The organism is Luteolibacter sp., from assembly GCF_039920825.1.
In the GTDB taxonomy this organism is placed as follows: Bacteria; Verrucomicrobiota; Verrucomicrobiia; order Verrucomicrobiales; family Akkermansiaceae; genus Luteolibacter.
The window spans coordinates 196096-209617 of record NZ_JBDSCX010000042.1; the positions used below are offsets into that span (position 1 = coordinate 196096).

Genomic DNA, 13522 nt, shown 5'->3' on the forward strand with positions numbered 1-13522 from the left:
AATGAATTCCGCGCTCCAGTTGGCGGGATGAATCACTCCGGTTTTTCCAAGGTGTTTGCCTTTTCGGTAAGGTAGGCGAGGGCGAGATTCCTATGAGGATGATCCATCAGTTCGGCTCGCAGAGAAGTGAGTCGTTCCAACAGATCGGCTCCCAGTGAGGTATTCAACGTGTCCTCGTAGGTAGCCTGCGCCTTTTCGTTTCTCACCTGCTTCTGCCAGGGGGAGGTGAAAACCAAATGGATCTCGTCATGGAAATTCCGTTGTCGCAGGGCTTCCCACTCGCCGCCATCGAACCAGACGCCGCCGGTGACGGAACGGTCGATCGAAAACGGAAATCCATGGCCTACCTTGAACCGGCTCATGAAGGTCCCCGTTTCAGGGCAGATGAGAACGCCCGCGGAATCGGCGGAAAGGGATGCCGGCTCGGCGGGTTCCGGCAGATGGGGCAGGCGTGCGGGCTGTTGTTGGAGCCATTGCAGGTAGGCGTGTGACTGGATCCGCCGGTTTCCGAACAGCGCCACGCTTCCAATCCACTTTCGAGGAAGACTTGTTCCATGGGCTTGCTGGAGACGGGACTTTTCAAAGGTTGCATGGATGTGGAACTAGCAGCGGTAGGGCGAGATGGATAGTGGGAAATTCCGAGATGGGGCCGATGAGGGGTGAACAAAAAAAGCGGAGCCTGCTGGTGCGGGCTCCGCTTGGGATGATTCGGGCGAAATAAATTTGCCTTGGGGCCAGCCGGTCAGGCTTCGCATTTTTTGGCAATGTCTGCTAACGCAGACTCTGGATTCGCGGTCCCGGTGGCGGAATGAATTCCGCGCTCCGGTTAGTCCAGGATCTGGGCGAGGACGTAGGGGAGGATGCCGCCGGCGCGATAGTAGTCTTTTTCCACCGGGGTATCGATACGGACGATGACGGGGACGTCGAAGCTTTCGCCACCGGCAGGATGGACCTTGAGGTTGGCGATCTGCATGGGCTTGAGGTCGTTGTCGAGGCCGGTGAGGTCGAAGGTGGCATCGGCGAGGCCCTTGATCTTGTCGTAGTCTTCCTTGTTGACGAAGTTGCAAGGCAGTACGCCCATGCCGACTAGGTTCGAGCGGTGAATGCGCTCGAAGGATTTGGTGATGACGGCCTTGACGCCTAGCAGGTTGGTGCCCTTGGCGGCCCAGTCGCGGCTGGAGCCCATGCCATAGTCCTCGCCGCCGATGATGATGGTGGGGATGCATTCCTCCTGATAGACGGCGGCGGCATCGTAAATGGCGAGTGTTGGGACTTCTCCGTTGGTGACGGATTGGCCGGAAACGCTACCGTTTTTGAGTTCATGGCTTTCGGCCATGAGGTGGTCTTTTTGCGGAGCGGCGGACGGGTAGTATTTGGTGACGCCGCCTTCGATGCCGGGAACCATCAGGTTCTTGATGCGGACGTTGGCGAAGGTGCCGCGGGTCATGATGCGGTCATTGCCGCGGCGTGAGCCGTAGGAGTTGAAATCGGCGAAACCGACGCCTTTCTCGACAAGGAAACGGCCGGCAGGGCTGTCCATCTTAATGGCTCCGGCAGGGGAGATGTGGTCGGTGGTGACGGAGTCTCCGAAGATGCCGAGCGGGCGTGCGCCGTGGATCTCCACGATGTCGCGCGGGGCAGGGGTGAAACCGTCGAAGAATGGCGGCTCCTGGATGTAGGTGGATTTGCGGTCCCATTCGTAAACATTGCCGGTGGAGGATTTGATCTCGTTCCACTTGGGGTTCTGGTCGGAGAAGCCGGTGTAGAGGCGGCGGAAAACGTCGGGCTTGAGCGATAGGTTCATCGCGTCGGTGATCTCCTCGCTGGTCGGCCAGATGTCCTTCAAATAGACCGGCTCGCCTTTCGGCGTTTTTCCAAGTGGCTCGGTGGTGAGATCGATATCGACGGTGCCGGCGAGGGCGAAGGCGACGACCAGCGGAGGCGACATGAGGAAGTTCGCCTTGATCGACTGATGGACGCGGGCTTCGAAGTTTCTGTTGCCCGATAGAACGGAGGCGGCGACGATGTCTTCGGCTTTCACTACGTCCTCGATGCCGAGATCGAGCGGACCGGAGTTGCCGATGCAGGTGGTGCAGCCGTAGCCGACGGTTTGAAAACCGAGAGTGTCGAGCTCGGCCTGGAGGCCGGTTTTGTTAAGGTAATCGGTGACGACGCGGGAGCCGGGTCCGAGCGAGGTTTTCACGGACGGGTTGATCTTGAGGCCGAGGGCGTTGGCCTTTTTCGCGAGCAGGCCGGCGGCGAGCATGACGCTCGGGTTGGAGGTATTCGTGCAGCTCGTGATGGCGGCGATGAGGACGGAACCGTGGCGGATGGTGTCCTTGACGCCGTCCTTGCTGTTGACCGTGACGATCGCGGTTTTGGATTCGGTTTTGGCGAAGCCTCCGTCGGCGATCGGTGCTGCGAGAAGCTGACCCCACTTGATTTTGAGGTTGTCGAGGTCGATGCGGTCCTGCGGGCGTTTTGGTCCAGCGACACCGGGTTTCACTGTGGAGAGATCGAGATCGACGACCTCGGAGAATTCGAGCGCGTCGCGGTCGGTCGGGATGCCCCAGAGTCCCTGGGCCTTGTAGTAGTTTTCGACGGTGGCGCAAAGCTCCGGCGAACGGCCGGTGCCGGCGAGGTAGCCGGTGGTGATCTCGTCGATGCCGAAGAAACCCATTGTCGCGCCGTATTCGGGGGCCATGTTGGCGATGGTGGCGCGGTCGGGGAGGCTGAGGGCTTTCGCGCCGGGGCCGTAGAACTCGACGAATTTCCCGACGACTTTCGTTTTGCGGAGCACTTCGGTGACTAACAAAACGAGGTCCGTGGCTGTGACGCCGGTGTTGAGGGCGCCGGTAAGATAGACGCCGACGACTTCGGGGACGAGGAAAGTAACAGGCTGTCCTAACATGCCGGCTTCCGCCTCAATGCCGCCCACGCCCCAGCCGACGACACCGAGGCCGTTGATCATGGTGGTGTGGGAATCGGTGCCGACGAGCGTGTCCGGATAGAAAACGCCGTTTTTCTCAAGCACGCACTTGGCGAGGTATTCGAGATTCACCTGATGGACGATGCCGATGCCGGGAGGAACGACCTTGAAGGTATCAAAGGCTTGTTCTCCCCATTTCAGGAACTCGTAACGCTCGCGGTTGCGATGGAATTCGAGGTCTAGGTTTTTTTCTAACGACGCGGCGGTTCCCGCGTAGTCCACCTGCACCGAGTGGTCCACGACCAGATCGACGGGCACTAACGGCTCGATCATTTTCGCATCGAGGCCCATGCCATCGACGGCGGAGCGCATGGCGGCGAGATCGACGAGGAGCGGGACGCCGGTGAAATCCTGGAGGACGATGCGGGCGACAACGAAGGGGATTTCATAATCGCCGGGTGCCTTGGCGTTGTAGTTGGCGAGGTTGGTTATGTCCTTTTCGGAGACTTTCAAGCCGTCGTTGTTTCGGAGAAGTGATTCGAGAACGATCCGGATGGAAACCGGCAATTTGGAGAGATTCGGGAAACCTTGTTCGGCGAGGGCGGGCAGCGAGTGGAATTTTCCTTCGGCCCCGGAGCCGGTGGTGAAGGTTCGGAGAGTGTCCATAGGAGGCTATTCATACAGCAGTAGTCATGAATCTTCCAGAAGCATGTTCCTCGATTTGCAGGTGGCGAACTGTTGGGCCACCCGGATCTGAGAGTGGAGGTGGTGGGGCCGGGCTGACCGTCAGCAGCGGTTCCTCACCCAATCACCGCTCTTCCATTTCCTTGAAAAATGGCCTCGCGGCCGGGGAAAATCTAAAGCCTCCTGATAGGCATTCCTTAAGTGGCAATCTGATTATCCACGACACTGCTTTGGACCGCTTAATCATACTTCTCAGTGGCAAATAGAGGCTAATTGAAATTAAATTCGCTTAAAGCGAAGAAAGATCTTGATTCCCGGTGTCGGCATGGCATTGTTCCGCCGTGTTCGTAACTTCCCATGTGGCTGAAACTACGAGAGCAGGTCTTCCTGCTCGGGATGTTCGCATCCAACAAACTAAATGGGTCGCCATGTCGGAATCCGTCACTCCCTGCCGGACCCGCCACGCGACGCCTGCAAGCCGCACCAGCCGGTTGCGGCGATTAGATAAGGCTGGGGCAGTAATGCTCCAGACCCGCGCTTGCTCATGGATTCTTGCTTACCAGCCGAAGGCCCTCAGTGGGGCCTCAAGCAAGAAATATGAAAACAAAATACGAAGAAGATGGCTCCGGTCGAAATCCGGGGAGATCCAGCGAACACGGATCAAAGCGCGGGGACCGGTCAGGGCAATTCATAGCGGGGCTAAAAAAGTGCCTCCGGTGGATTGCAATTCGCAAATCGACGTTTGGTGCCGCAATTGCCTTATTAAAGGCACTGTGGTGGCTGATCGACTTTATTTGCGGGTTCTTTGAAAAAGACTGACCGCGCCTTAGACTAATATCTAAGAACTAAAAAACTAATATACAATGATCAACAAAGCTCTACGCCTTTTGAGAAGCTTTCATGGTCTCAAGCAAAAGGATGCTGCCCAAATGTTGGGCATTAGTGCGTCTCACCTTTCCGAAATTGAGAAGGGCACGAAGTCGGTAAGTTTCGATCTGCTTCAACGCTACTCAGACGTTTTCGAGATCCCTGTTTCATCAATTACGATGTTTGCAGAAATTTCGGAGGCCTCTGGCGAAAATAAGTCCGCTAAACTGAAGGCTTTGATCAGTGACAAGGCCCTTCGACTTCTTGATTGGCTCGATACTGTCTCTTCTGTCCATGAAAAAGCTCATTCTTCCAAGCCCTGACCCACGATTGATAGAAAACTCTCCTTTTTGGAGGCTTCACAGTCGGAGAAAACTGGCAAAACTTTTAAAACTTGAAAGCGAGTCCATACTGAGTGGCCTTGCTGAGGGAGGAGCTGCGAATTACAAGTGCTATTGGGACAAAAAGATTGGTCGATATATTGAAACTCCGAAGCCGCTTCTCAAACAGATTCAACGTCGAATCCATTCGTTGCTTTGTAGAACCACCCCGCCAGATTTCCTGCATTCCCGGGGAGGAGCGCTATCACCAACGCGAAGGTGCATCGTTGCGATAGCCAGTTGATCAAACTCGACATCCGTCGATTCTATCCCACTTCCGATGGACGGCGAGTATATGATTTTTTTCGCGAACGACTTCAATGCTCACAGGACATTGCAACAATCTTTAGTAAATTCTGCACCATTGGGGATCATCAGGCCGATAAACTCTGGCGCACCCATTTACCAACGGGAGCAGTCACCAGCCCAATACTCGCTTATTATGCTTACATGGAAATGTTCGCTGAATTGGCCGCATTAGCATCAGTAAACGGTTTGACCTTCTCGGTGTTAGCCGACGACATCACGTTCTCAGGACCTAACGCAAGCAGATCAGTAAGGATAAACGCTGAGAAAATTATCAAGAATTATGGACTTCAGCCCAATATAAGGAAGGGGCGAGTGGTGAAGGCGGATGATCCGCATAAAATTATTACTGGTGTACATCTCACATCTGGGGGGTATCGTGTGCCGTGGAAGCAATTGGTGAAAGAAGGGGGGCTCAGAGCTGCGATCGTCTCTGAGAATCAACCTTTAAAAAGAGCCAAACTTTATCAAACTCAAACAGGGGTTCTATTTGCTGCTGGTCAGATCCAGAATGGTTGGCTTTCCAATGCGAGAGCCGCATTAGCAAAGTGGAAAAATGATAAGCCCGCGTGGGATAGCCATAAATCCGCGAGCGGGCGCCGAAAAAAAGGCCCTCGCAAGATAACAATCCTTCGAAAAGCGAGCGCTATCGTTCAAAAAATCAGGAACTCCGCTGCCTAGCGCGGACAGTCAGTCATCCCAGCCGTTGTCGCGCCTCCTGTGAGCTGGGATCGACCCCTACGGTGCGGAGGCGGGCATCGTGGGTGGATCGGCGATTGTCCTGCTGCCTTTTTCAGTTAGTGACGGTCGCAAATCGACTACATGGCGTCAAGCAATGGCTCTGACTTCCGCTTGGAGATCTTTGTTTTTGGCGTTGTAGGCTTTTTGGAACTGAGCTTGGAGGCGGATGAGACTAGGAATCCACGCGTCGGATTTCATCGAGATCGGCGAGATCCTGGGGGCGATTCGCAATTTTCTTGGCGGTGATCAATTCGGTTTTCCCGAGGAAGTGGAGAGTGATACCGCCGCTTGTCCTGCTTTCGCGGTTCTGCCATGCGTCCTCGAAGTTGAAGGGGCAGGGGAGGGATGTGAGGAAGTCGATCTGCGAGGGTGGCATTCCGATGAGGTATTGGAGACCTTCTTTCTCAAAGTCCGCCTGAATTACTCCCACCATGGGTACTCCGAAAATGAGAAATGCTTTCGCGATCCGCTTGGCGTTTTCGGGCGATGGTTTTAACCAAATATCGAGATCCTTGGTGTAGCGGGGCTGCGTGTAGTGCATGACCGCATAAGCTCCAACGATGAGATACTCAACGCCCTCGGCTTCGAATATGCGTAACAGATCTTTGAAGTCGGAGTTCATCGGGGTGCATTCCTTTCATTCCCACCCAATATTCTTCGACGAGTTCCCAAGCACCTTGCATGCGGGCTTCACAGCCGGCTTCCTGCCATTGGCGGATGCGATAGGCGCGGGATTCATCGAAGCTGGTGAATTTGGCAACGGGCCAATGGGAGCGATCCTTAACGGGTGTGATGGTTTCGGCTTCCATGGGTGGAGATTAGAGGATTTTTGGGACGATGGCAATAGAGAGAAAGCCGCACTCCAAGGTTGGAGGGCGGCTTTGGCTTTGTCGAGGTTTGGTGAACGACAGGTGTTGCGTTGGTCCTGCTGCCGTTTTCGGTTAGCGAAGGTCGCAGACCGACGCTACATGGTGGGGATTGATTCGAGCGGAATGAATTGCCTAAGGGCCAGCCGGTCAGGGCTTCGCCATGATTTGGATTGCCTGCTAGCGCAGGCTCTGGATTCCGCGTTTCCGGTGGCGAGATGAATCTCGCGGTCCGTTTCGTTAAAAGGCTGCCACCATTTCCTTCACCGGTGGGGCGAAGGTGGTGAGGTCGATGCCTTCGACGGCGGTCTTGTATTCTTTCAGGCTCGGAGTGCGACCGAGGATGGCGGAGAGGACGACGACGGGGGCGGAGGAAAGGAGGGACTCGCCTTTTTTGCGGTCGGAGTCTTCGACAACGCGGCCTTGGAAGAGGCGGGTGGAGGTGGCCATGACTGTGTCGCCTTTTGCTGCCTTCTCCTGATTGCCCATGCAGAGGTTGCAGCCGGGGCGCTCGAGATACATCATGTTTTGATACTCTGTGCGGGCGGTGCCTTTGGGGGCGTTGTCGTCGAACTCGAAACCGGAATACTTTTGCAGGATGTCCCAGTCGCCTTCGGCCTTGAGTTCGTCGATGATGTTATAGGTTGGCGCTGCGACTACCAGTGGAGCTTGGAACTCGACTTTGCCTTGGGAAAGTTCGAGGTTCCTGAGCATTTTGGCGACGATTTTCAGGTCACCCTTGTGAACCATGCAGGAGCCGACGAAGCCGAGATCGACGGATTTACTGCCTTCGTAGTAGGAGAGTTCGCGAATGACGTCGTGGGTGTAGCGCTTGGAGACGTCCACGTTGTTGACGTCGGGGTCGGCAATCATCGGTTCGTCGATGATGTCGAGATCGACAACCATTTCGGCGCGATACTTGGCAGTGGCATCGGGGGCGAGGGGTGGCTTTTCACCGGACCGGATTCCGATGATGCGATTGTTTGCCTTGTCGATGAGGCCCTGGAGGACATGGGTTTCGTTGTCCATGCCCTTGTCGATCATGATCTGGATGCGGCTCTTGGCGGTTTCCAGGGATTCGATGAGGGTTTCCGGCTGTGAAATACAGATGGACGCCTTGGCTTTCATCTCGGCGGTCCAGTCGGTGAAGGTGAACGCCTGATCGGCGGGGAGGGTGCCGATGTGAACCTCGATGACGCGGCCTTGGAAGACGTTGTCGCCGAATTTTTTCAACATCTGCGACTGGGTGGCGTGGACGACGTCGCGGAAATCCATGTAGGGCTTGAGAGTGCCCTTGAAGGTGACTTTGACGGACTCGGGGATGGGCATGGTCGCTTCGCCGGTGGCGAGGGCGAGGGCGACGGTGCCGGAGTCCGCGCCGAAGGCGATACCCTTGGACATGCGGGTGTGAGAGTCGCCGCCGATGGTGATGTCCCAGTCGTCCACGGTGAGGTCGTTGAGGACCTTATGGATGACGTCGGTCATGGCGTGATAGCCGTCCTTCGGGTCGCGAGCGGTGATGAGCCCGAAGCCCTGCATGAAGGACATCAGCTTGGGAATGTTGGCCTGGGCCTTTTTATCCCAAACGGAAGCGGTGTGGCAGCCGGATTGGTAGGCGGCATCGACCGTGGGCGAGATGACGGTTGCAGCCATGGCCTCCAGCTCCTGCGAGGTCATCAGGCCGGTGGTGTCTTGCGAGCCGACGATGTTGACCTCGACGCGGACGTCGGAACCGGCGTGCAAGGTCAGGCCGGGAGTGGAACCGACGGCGTTGCGGTTGAAGATTTTTTCGACGGCGGTGAGGCCCTGTCCCGGGTGGGAAATTTCCTTGGCGGGAGCAAAGACGGCGGGTGTTTCAATTCCCAGAGTTTCGGCGGCGAAGGTCTGGAGCTTTTTGCCGAAGACGATGGCGTAGGAGCCGGCTGCCTTGATGAACTCAAGTTTCTGCGGGGTGAAAGCGGAGGAAACATCGGCCAGCACTTTGCCATTGCCGTAGAGTTTTTTCTCCTTGGTGTTGATGGTGAGGAGGGTTCCGGTTTCGACCGAGTAAACTTGCTCCAGGACGGGATCTCCGGCCTCGTTCAGGACGGTTTTGCCTTCGGCGTCGGTCTTCTTGACCCAGTTTTTGAGGTCGAGGCCGATGCCACCGGTGACGCTGACGGTGGTGAGGAAAATGGGGGAAATGCCGTTGGTGCCTGCGACGATGGGGAAGAGATTGACGAAAGGCACATAAGGGCTGGCCTGTTTGCCGGTCCAGAGAGCGACGTTGTTGACGCCGGACATGCGGGAGGAACCCACGCCCATGGTGCCTTTTTCCGCGATGAGCATGACGCTCTTGTCGGGGTGGAGCTTTTGCAGGGCATTGATTTTCGCCTGGGCTTCTGCGTTGATCATGCACTTGCCGTGCAGCTCGCGGTCGGAGCGGGAGTGGGCTTGATTGCCGGGAGATAGGAGGTCGGTCGAGATGTCACCCTCGGCGGCGATGTAGGTGACGACCTGGACTTCCTCCGGAACGTCCGGGAGCTTGGTGAAGAACTCGGCGGCGGCATAGCTTTCGAGAATGTCTTTGGCGATCGGGTTGCCAGCCTTGTAGGCTTTTTCGAGGCGCGCGGCATCGGCATCGTAGAGGAAGACCTGTGTTTTGAGAACCGCGGCGGCTTGTGTGGCGATGTAAGCATCTTCACCGAGCGCGAGGTTGAGAAGGGTGTTGATGGATGCTCCGCCCTTCATGTGGGAGAGCAACTCGAAGGCAAAGGGGGTGGAGATTTCTTCGACGGCGGATTTGCCAAGAATGATTTCCTCGAGAAAGCGGGCTTTCTCACCTGCTGCGCTGGTGGTGCCGGGAAGGGTATTGTAGATCAGGAAATTGAGGGACTCCTTCCGATGCTCGTTGGAGGGGTCTTTGATTTGAGCGATGATCTCGGCCGTTAGTTCGCCGCTATCGATGGGTTTGGGGTGCAGACCGACGGTTTTGCGTTCCTCAATTTCTTCCAAGTAGTCCAAGTATAGGTTCATGTTCTTAAATCGATCGATGGGAATTCACGGAGAGATTACGCGGCGCCGAGTGACAGGCGGGAGCTCACCGGATGGTGTCTTCTACGTGAAAATTCTTGTGGCCGGAGAGTTAGTGATTGCGGGGGGATTTGTCAAAATCGATCACCCGGCGGGTGAAGTTGATTTCGAGGGTTGAGTGCGGGCATGGCTGTGCCTAGCGTTGGAGCATGCGAATCGGTTGGGTTGAAACGATGACGGTGCTGGGCGTTTGCTGGATGGTTTCGTGCGGCGGAGGGGCCCCCCCTCCGGAGTTGGGCGACATCCCAGCAGGAGGCGAGCCAGCGGAAGGAGGAATTGTGGAGGTGCCAAATCCGAGCGCGGCAATGGCGAAAAAGAGCGGGAAAACCCTCTCGCAGATCCAACGCGGCCACGAGGTTTACATGCTGAAATGCGGTGAGTGCCACAACTACAAGCTGCCGGAAAAACTCGATGTGGACGAGTGGCAGGAGGCGGTTCCGAAAATGATCGCGCACGCCGGATTGGAAAAAGCGGACGAAAAAGCGGTGTTGGATTACGTGATCGCCGTGAAGACGCAGCAGGGCGGATGACCGGAGCCGTTGATCTTCTTGCGTTTGCCGGGGTGATGGCGCTGGGGCAGTTCAGCCCGGGGCCGGACATGATATTGCTGACGCGGACGGCCCTGAAAAGCGGCGCGCGGGCGGGAGCTGAAATGGCGCTCGGGATCGCGACGGGGCTGGTGTTTCATTCGGCAGTGGCTTTCGCGGGACTGGCGCTGGCATTTCAGCGGAATCCGTTGTTAGCCGAGATCCTGCGTTGGGGGGCGGCAGCCTATTTGCTTTGGATTTCCTATCGAATGGTCAGAGAGCATTGGTTTGGGAGCTCGACGGCGGTGAACGAGGAAATGGAGGTGACGCCGTCCACCGGCAGACCATTCATGCGCGGGCTCGCCTGCAATCTGCTGAATCCCAAAGCCGCGCTGTTTCTAGCAGCGGTGAGTGCCCCGTTTCTGCGAGGGAGTCATCCGGGATGGTGGCCGTTCGCGTTGGGGGGAATCGTTGTGGTGCAGGGGGGCGCTCTATGGGCCTTGTGGGCGAGGCTGTTGCAGTGGAAACCGCTGAGCGTCCGCTATCGGAAACTGGAGCGTTGGATCGATGGTATTTTCGCGATGGTATTGGTCACCTTGGCCCTCGTGTTGATCTTTGGCTGAACGAAAAAAGCCCTGCGGTGAGGCAGGGCTTTTAGAAGCAGTGAATCTCGCGGAATGCAGGGAATCAGTTGTATTTCGGGCTCTTGTGCTGGCTGAAATAACCATCTGTAACGTACATCTGGCCATTGTAGTCGGGGAGCGGGCCGGAATCCGGAGGCAGCGGGATATTTCCGACGGTGGCATCCTCAGGCTGGGAATAGGCGATGCTGACCGGGGTGCCGATCTTGACGAGGTTGAAGAATTTAGGCGAAAGGTTTTCATGCATCCGAATGCATCCGTGGGTGCAGGGAGTGTGCTTGAGCCAGCCGGTGTGGAAACCGTAGTTCGCCTTGAACTCGCACCAGTAGGGCATCGGAGTTCCTTTGAACGACCAACCGGCCGGTTTCTTGGCGAGAAAGGTTTGTTTCACCTGACTGCCGCTGTAGGCGTAGCCGTGGGTATTGGCGCGGTGTTTTGCTTCCTTGTTATAAATCGTGAAGCTGCCCGTGGGAGTCGGCGTGCCGGGGCCACCGACGGAAACCGGCATGGCCATCAGGACTTCCGAACCTTCCATCACGTAGGTGCGTTGCTTGCTGAGCGACACTTTCACGCGCACGTTGTTAGGATTTTTCGGAAGCTTGGTCGGAACGTCGTAAGCCTGATAGGCCGAGAGTCCGCCGCCTCCGGATGACATGTTCGAGCACGAGGTGAAAAGCGCGCCTGTGGAAACGGCGAGCGCGATGGTGAGGAGGGATCTGAAATTCATAGTGCCAAGAGATGCGGTAAGAATTGCGATTGGGTCGGAGAATGCAAGTCCACGGATGACAAATCGGTTACCGCGCCTGCTCCCACGAATCGACGCGATGGTCGATGAACCAGACCGACGCCACCCGATACGGAACATACGCGACCTCGGGCCCCAGACCGAAGCCATATCCCGAATAATAACCACCCCGGCCATACGGACCGTAACCGTTGTAGCCGAATCCGGAAATACCGGCGCCTCCGCTCAAGTAGACCGGGCGCGTCCCCGCATAATCCCAGCGTTCGGTGGACTTGGATTTTTTCGATCCCTCGAACCGCTGGGCGGGGATTCCCCAAGCGAGTTCGACGGCATCCGGTGCCATGCCGCGGGTGATCAGGCCTTGTTGCACGAGGTCCTGGTTCTTCTTGCTGAGAGTGGCGAATTTTTCCGGGCTTTTCGCAATCCGCGCCTGCGGCGTCATGGGAGCGCAGGAGGAGAAAACGATGGCCACCATCAGGACTGTCGCGATTTTTTTCATGATTGAAACGCTAGGTGAATCGGGGCGCGGATGCAACGTGCGGCGCGGGGAATTTCAAGAACCTCGGAAACGGGCTTGCCAACCGTGAATCCGACGCCGCAATCTTTCGGCGAACGTTTCCCCGATTTAAAACATGTCCGAACTTCTTGAAGATGATGATCTCACCGCCGCATTGAAAAAATGCCCCGAGTGGGACTATGAGAAAAAAGCGATCACCCGGACCATTGAGTTCGAGGAATTCATGGACGCGATCGATTTCGTCAACGATCTGGCGGAGATCGCGGAAGAGGCGCAGCATCATCCCGACATCACCATCAAGCACACGAAGGTGACGTTGAAACTCACGACCCACGATGCCGGCGGTGTGACCGAACTCGACGTCGAGCTCGCGCAGCGCGTGGACAATCTGGTGGATTGATCCGACCGAAGTTTTCACGAAGCAGAATTTCCTCACGGGAATTCTGCTTTTTTGCGTTCAGCGCGGGAGCATCAGCTCGTCGTCCTTGAATCCTGTTAGCGTCTCCAGCCCTTTGAGCAGCTTGCGCAGGGTGAAAAACAGGAAGACGACCATCGGGACGCCGATGACAAGAAGTCCCCAGCCGGTGACGCTGGCGATGATCGAGTTGTATTTCTCCAGCGCGTCGACAGCGGTGGCGTTGAAGCCGCGGAAAAACCATTGGGCAAGGCCGAGGTTCATCAGCGAGCTGAGGAAGAACGAAGTGGCGAACAGTTGGGTGGCACCTAGCAGAAGCCTGTCATATTCACTCTGCCCGGAAACCTCAGCCACGCGGTTTTCAATCTTCGGGATGTCGAAGATGTTATCGTTGTAGAGGAAAACGCGGATCAGCGGCGAGGCCGTGCGGTGCGAGGTGAGGATCGCCACCCCCAACACCAGCGGGATCAGCGCTTCCTTGATGCCGAAGAAGAGTCCGGCGTTCGGTTTGACCGTGCCGTCCTTGTTCCAGAGATAGACGGTTAGTCCGCCGGAAAGCAGCACGGAGATCAAGCCGAGCGCGGAGAAGAAGTTGCCCTTGCGGGTTTTGACGTAATGCCAGATTCCGTAGCCGAGCGGCATGGCGAGCGCGAGGAACATCGCCTTGAGCGGGCCGATGTGCCACGGCCTGGCGACCTTTCCGAGCTTTTCCTGAAGCGCCGGATCCTTGCTGAGATAGCTGAGGATCAATACCGGGATGATCACGTTGATCAGGATGTTGGCGAGCGGGTGTTCCTTGTCGGTCTTCGATTCAGCCATGGCGGTTTGCCTG

13 protein-coding genes are annotated in these 13522 nt (G+C 56.7%); 5 read left to right on the forward strand and 8 right to left on the reverse strand.

The genetic code is table 11. The annotated features are described in order from the left end of the window. Nucleotides 1–32: 32 nt before the first annotated feature. Nucleotides 33–521: a hypothetical protein gene (locus ABIQ96_RS13275; protein WP_348215084.1), complete on the reverse strand. Its 489-nt coding sequence runs from the start codon at nt 519–521 to the stop codon at nt 33–35. Nucleotides 522–826: 305 nt separating this feature from the next. Beyond that, nucleotides 827–3595: an aconitate hydratase AcnA gene (gene acnA, locus ABIQ96_RS13280; protein ID WP_348215085.1), complete on the reverse strand. Its 2769-nt coding sequence runs from the start codon at nt 3593–3595 to the stop codon at nt 827–829. Between the two features lie 881 nt (nt 3596–4476). Here acnA and ABIQ96_RS13285 point away from each other — a divergent pair. Both ABIQ96_RS13285 and ABIQ96_RS13290 read left to right on the forward strand, forming a co-directional pair. Beyond that, on the forward strand, nt 4477–4803 hold the full coding sequence (locus ABIQ96_RS13285) for a helix-turn-helix transcriptional regulator (RefSeq protein WP_348215086.1): 327 nt from the start codon (nt 4477–4479) through the stop codon (nt 4801–4803). 297 nt (nt 4804–5100) lie between these two features. Further along, nucleotides 5101–5847: a hypothetical protein gene (locus ABIQ96_RS13290; protein ID WP_348215087.1), complete on the forward strand. Its 747-nt coding sequence runs from the start codon at nt 5101–5103 to the stop codon at nt 5845–5847. Nucleotides 5848–6079: 232 nt separating this feature from the next. On the opposite strand, the gene ABIQ96_RS13295 is transcribed toward ABIQ96_RS13290, so the two are convergent. From ABIQ96_RS13295 to ABIQ96_RS13305, 3 genes are all read right to left on the reverse strand, one after another. Beyond that, nucleotides 6080–6529, reverse strand: a complete 450-nt coding sequence (locus tag ABIQ96_RS13295; protein WP_348215088.1) for a hypothetical protein — start codon at nt 6527–6529, stop codon at nt 6080–6082. After that, nucleotides 6477–6716: a hypothetical protein gene (locus ABIQ96_RS13300; protein ID WP_348215089.1), complete on the reverse strand. Its 240-nt coding sequence runs from the start codon at nt 6714–6716 to the stop codon at nt 6477–6479. The genes ABIQ96_RS13295 and ABIQ96_RS13300 overlap by 53 nt, the downstream gene beginning before the upstream one ends. A 297-nt stretch (nt 6717–7013) precedes the next feature. Next, nucleotides 7014–9788, reverse strand: coding sequence for a bifunctional aconitate hydratase 2/2-methylisocitrate dehydratase (locus ABIQ96_RS13305; protein WP_348215090.1), 2775 nt, complete (start codon nt 9786–9788; stop codon nt 7014–7016). 206 nt (nt 9789–9994) lie between these two features. On the opposite strand from ABIQ96_RS13305, the gene ABIQ96_RS13310 reads away from it, so the two are divergent. Together ABIQ96_RS13310 and ABIQ96_RS13315 are read left to right on the forward strand one after the other, a co-directional pair. After that, nucleotides 9995–10375 (forward strand): hypothetical protein, encoded by a 381-nt coding sequence (locus ABIQ96_RS13310; protein ID WP_348215091.1) that lies wholly within the window; start codon nt 9995–9997, stop codon nt 10373–10375. Beyond that, nucleotides 10372–10995: a LysE family translocator gene (locus tag ABIQ96_RS13315; protein WP_348215092.1), complete on the forward strand. Its 624-nt coding sequence runs from the start codon at nt 10372–10374 to the stop codon at nt 10993–10995. The genes ABIQ96_RS13310 and ABIQ96_RS13315 overlap by 4 nt, the downstream gene beginning before the upstream one ends. A gap of 64 nt (nt 10996–11059) precedes the next feature. On the opposite strand, the gene ABIQ96_RS13320 is transcribed toward ABIQ96_RS13315, so the two are convergent. Together ABIQ96_RS13320 and ABIQ96_RS13325 are read right to left on the reverse strand one after the other, a co-directional pair. After that, nucleotides 11060–11740 carry a L,D-transpeptidase gene (locus ABIQ96_RS13320; RefSeq protein WP_348215093.1) on the reverse strand — a complete coding sequence of 227 codons (681 nt, stop codon included), beginning with the start codon at nt 11738–11740 and terminating at the stop codon, nt 11060–11062. Nucleotides 11741–11807: 67 nt separating this feature from the next. Next, the gene (locus ABIQ96_RS13325) at nt 11808–12257 is read right to left on the reverse strand and encodes a hypothetical protein (RefSeq protein ID WP_348215094.1); all 450 of its coding nucleotides are present in this window, start codon (nt 12255–12257) and stop codon (nt 11808–11810) included. A gap of 133 nt (nt 12258–12390) precedes the next feature. Here ABIQ96_RS13325 and ABIQ96_RS13330 point away from each other — a divergent pair, with 133 nt between their 5' ends. Then, entirely contained in the window at nt 12391–12675 is a 285-nt protein-coding gene (locus tag ABIQ96_RS13330; protein ID WP_348215095.1) for a 4a-hydroxytetrahydrobiopterin dehydratase, read from the forward strand. A 57-nt stretch (nt 12676–12732) separates the two neighbouring features. Here ABIQ96_RS13330 and ABIQ96_RS13335 read toward each other — a convergent pair whose 3' ends face one another. Next, nucleotides 12733–13509, reverse strand: coding sequence for a VC0807 family protein (locus tag ABIQ96_RS13335; protein ID WP_348215096.1), 777 nt, complete (start codon nt 13507–13509; stop codon nt 12733–12735). Nucleotides 13510–13522: the final 13 nt, after the last annotated feature.

Coding starts and splice junctions, on each gene's coding strand:
- acnA (WP_348215085.1), bottom strand. CDS start 3,595: ATGGACACTCTCCGAACCTTCACCACCGGCTCCGGGGCCGAAGGAAAA.
- ABIQ96_RS13285 (WP_348215086.1), top strand. CDS start 4,477: ATGATCAACAAAGCTCTACGCCTTTTGAGAAGCTTTCATGGTCTCAAG.
- ABIQ96_RS13295 (WP_348215088.1), bottom strand. CDS start 6,529: ATGAACTCCGACTTCAAAGATCTGTTACGCATATTCGAAGCCGAGGGC.
- ABIQ96_RS13300 (WP_348215089.1), bottom strand. CDS start 6,716: ATGGAAGCCGAAACCATCACACCCGTTAAGGATCGCTCCCATTGGCCC.
- ABIQ96_RS13305 (WP_348215090.1), bottom strand. CDS start 9,788: ATGAACCTATACTTGGACTACTTGGAAGAAATTGAGGAACGCAAAACC.
- ABIQ96_RS13310 (WP_348215091.1), top strand. CDS start 9,995: ATGCGAATCGGTTGGGTTGAAACGATGACGGTGCTGGGCGTTTGCTGG.
- ABIQ96_RS13315 (WP_348215092.1), top strand. CDS start 10,372: ATGACCGGAGCCGTTGATCTTCTTGCGTTTGCCGGGGTGATGGCGCTG.
- ABIQ96_RS13320 (WP_348215093.1), bottom strand. CDS start 11,740: ATGAATTTCAGATCCCTCCTCACCATCGCGCTCGCCGTTTCCACAGGC.
- ABIQ96_RS13325 (WP_348215094.1), bottom strand. CDS start 12,257: ATGAAAAAAATCGCGACAGTCCTGATGGTGGCCATCGTTTTCTCCTCC.
- ABIQ96_RS13330 (WP_348215095.1), top strand. CDS start 12,391: ATGTCCGAACTTCTTGAAGATGATGATCTCACCGCCGCATTGAAAAAA.
- ABIQ96_RS13335 (WP_348215096.1), bottom strand. CDS start 13,509: ATGGCTGAATCGAAGACCGACAAGGAACACCCGCTCGCCAACATCCTG.